At 73.4% G+C, this 2610-nt stretch carries 4 protein-coding genes; all 4 read left to right on the forward strand.

Annotation, left to right across the window (positions count from 1 at the left end):
* On the forward strand, nt 1-253 hold a 253-nt coding region (locus KN815_RS48455), incomplete at its 5' end, for a vWA domain-containing protein (RefSeq protein WP_507229938.1).
* Nucleotides 253-849 carry a cob(I)yrinic acid a,c-diamide adenosyltransferase gene (gene cobO / locus KN815_RS48460; RefSeq protein WP_014059794.1) on the forward strand — a complete coding sequence of 199 codons (597 nt, stop codon included), beginning with the start codon at nt 253-255 and terminating at the stop codon, nt 847-849. The genes KN815_RS48455 and cobO, both read left to right, overlap by 1 nt.
* On the forward strand, nt 843-2282 hold the full coding sequence (locus tag KN815_RS48465) for a cobyrinic acid a,c-diamide synthase CobB (RefSeq protein WP_216348121.1): 1440 nt from the start codon (nt 843-845) through the stop codon (nt 2280-2282). The genes cobO and KN815_RS48465 overlap by 7 nt, the downstream gene beginning before the upstream one ends.
* Nucleotides 2283-2334: 52 nt before the next feature.
* The coding region (locus tag KN815_RS48470) for a cobalamin biosynthesis protein (protein ID WP_253209726.1) at nt 2335-2610 on the forward strand (276 nt) is incomplete at its 3' end.

The raw sequence follows: 2610 nt of genomic DNA on the forward strand, positions 1-2610 counted from the left end.
CACGGAGGCGAGGCGGTCCGGCGGGCCCACGCCGGTCGAGCGGGCCGGGCGCGCGGCGCGGATGCTCGCGGGCGACGGGGTCGCCTCGGTGGTGGTGGACTGCGAGTCGGGGCCGGTGCGGCTGGGGCTTGCGGGCGCGCTCGCCCGTGAACTGCGGGCCACACCGGTGACGCTGGATGAGCTGCGCGCGGACAGCGTGACCGCGCTGGTGCGCGATGTACGAACCGTATCGAACCCTCGGAGGGCCGCCTGATGCCGCAAGGACAACCGACCGTCGTCCCGGACGACGGGCTGACCACCCGCCAGCGCCGCAACCGCCCGCTGGTCTTCGTTCACACAGGTCAGGGCAAGGGCAAGTCGACCGCGGCGTTCGGGCTGGCGCTGCGGGCATGGAACCAAAACTGGCCGGTCGGTGTATTCCAATTTGTAAAGTCCGCGAAATGGCGGGTCGGTGAGGAGCGTGCGCTGCGCGTCCTCGGCGACTCGGGCGAAGGGGGGACCGTCGCATGGCACAAGATGGGCGAGGGCTGGTCGTGGGTCCAGCGCGACATGGCTTCCAGCGAGGAGGCCGCACGCGAGGGCTGGGAGCAGGTCAAGCGCGATCTCGCGGCGGAGACATACCGGCTCTATGTGCTGGACGAGTTCGCGTATCCGATGCACTGGGGCTGGGTGGACCCCGACGAGGTGGTGTCGGTGCTGCGGGACCGGCCCGGGACGCAGCACGTCGTCATCACGGGGCGTAACGCACCGGCGCAGTTGGTGGACTTCGCCGACCTGGTCACCGACATGTCCAAGGTCAAGCATCCGATGGACACCGGTCAGAAGGGCCAGCGAGGCATCGAGTGGTGAGTGTCCCGCGTCTGGTGATCGCGGCGCCCGCCTCCGGCAGCGGGAAGACGACGGTCACCGCGGGGCTCATGGCCGCCTTCGCGGAGCGCGGTCTGGACGTGTCCCCGCACAAGGTCGGCCCGGACTACATCGACCCTGGCTATCACGCGCTCGCGATCTCCTCGGCCGCCTCCTCGGCCGGGCGGTCCCGGGCCGGGGGCGCGCGCCCGGGCCGGAATCTGGACGCCTATCTGTGCGGTCCGCAGCGGATCGCCCCGCTGTTCCTGCATGGGGCGGCGGGCTGCGATCTGGCCCTGGTCGAAGGGGTGATGGGGCTGTTCGACGGGGCGGCCGGGCAGGGCGAGCTGGCCTCGACGGCGCATGTGGCCAAGCTGCTGCGGGCGCCGGTGGTGCTGGTGGTGGACGCGTCGTCGCAGTCGCGTTCGGTGGCCGCGCTGGTGCATGGCTTCGCGTCCTGGGACCCAGAGGTGCGGGTGGCGGGGGTGATTCTCAACAAGGTCGGTTCGGACCGTCACGAGGTGATGCTGCGGGAGGCGCTGGAGGGGTGCGGAGTGCCGGTGTTCGGCGCGCTGCGCCGGATGCGGGAGGTGCGGGCACCGAGCCGCCATCTGGGTCTGGTGCCGGTGGCCGAGCGCCGGGCGGAGGCGGTCGATTCGGCGGCCGCGCTGGCGGCGCGGGTGCGGAAGGGCTGCGATCTCGACGGGCTGTTGGCACTTGCGCGCAGCGCACCGCCCCTGTCCGAGCCGGTCTGGGATCCGGAGGAGGAGATGCGCCGGGTGGTGGCGGCCGCCCCCGGTGCCGGGGGCCGGGGAGGGCGTGCGGCGCGGCCGGTGGTCGCCGTGGCGGGCGGGGCCGCGTTCACCTTCTCGTACGCGGAGCACACCGAGTTGCTCACGGCGGCCGGGGCGCGGGTCGTGCCCTTCGATCCGCTGCGGGACGAGCGCCTCCCGGAAGGCACCGGCGGTCTGGTCATCGGCGGCGGATTCCCGGAGGTCTACGCCCCCGAGCTGTCCGCGAACGAGCCGCTGCGGGCAGCCGTCGCGAGGCTCGCCGCCTCCGGCGCGCCCATCGCCGCCGAATGTGCCGGACTGCTGTATCTGGCGCGTTCGCTGGACGGGGAGCCGATGTGCGGGGTGCTGGCCACCGAGGCACAGATGTCGGAACGTCTGACGCTGGGCTACCGTGAGGCCGTGGCCATCTCCGACACCGCCCTCGCCGCCGCGGGGACGCGGGTGCGCGGCCATGAGTTCCACCGCACGACCATCGTGCCCGGAGCGGGGGCGGAGCCCGCCTGGGGGCTCGTCCACCCGGAGCGTCGCACCGAAGGGTTCGCACAGGGAAATGTGCATGCCTCGTATCTGCATGTGCACTGGGCCTCGGTCCCAGGGGCGGCGGCCCGGTTCGCCGGCAGATGTGTGTCCCCCGCCGGTTGAGCCGAGGCGGTGGGCTGACGTGGAGGTCATCGGCCGGGGCACGGAGTGTCCTGTGCCCGGGGCCCCGCTTGTCGTCGGGGTCGGGGCCGGCCGGGGTGTGTCCGTCGCCGAGGTGATCGGGCTGGTCGAGACGGTCCTGGCGGAGGCGGGCCTTTCACCAGGCGGCGTCGCCGAGTTGGCGACCGTGGAGGCCAAGGCCGGGGAGGCCGGACTGCTGACGGCCGCCGAGCGGCTGGGGGTGCCCCTGCGCGGATACCCGGCGGCGGCGCTGGCCGCGGTGGAGGTGCCGAACCCGTCCGCGGCCGCGCTCGCGGCCATGGGCACGGCC

Source organism: Streptomyces niphimycinicus, from assembly GCF_018883605.1.
GTDB lineage: Bacteria > Actinomycetota > Actinomycetes > Streptomycetales > Streptomycetaceae > Streptomyces > Streptomyces niphimycinicus.

Bases quoted from the DNA above. Each gene is read 5' to 3' on its own strand.
- cobO (WP_014059794.1), top strand. From the start codon at position 253: ATGCCGCAAGGACAACCGACCGTCGTCCCGGACGACGGGCTGACCACC.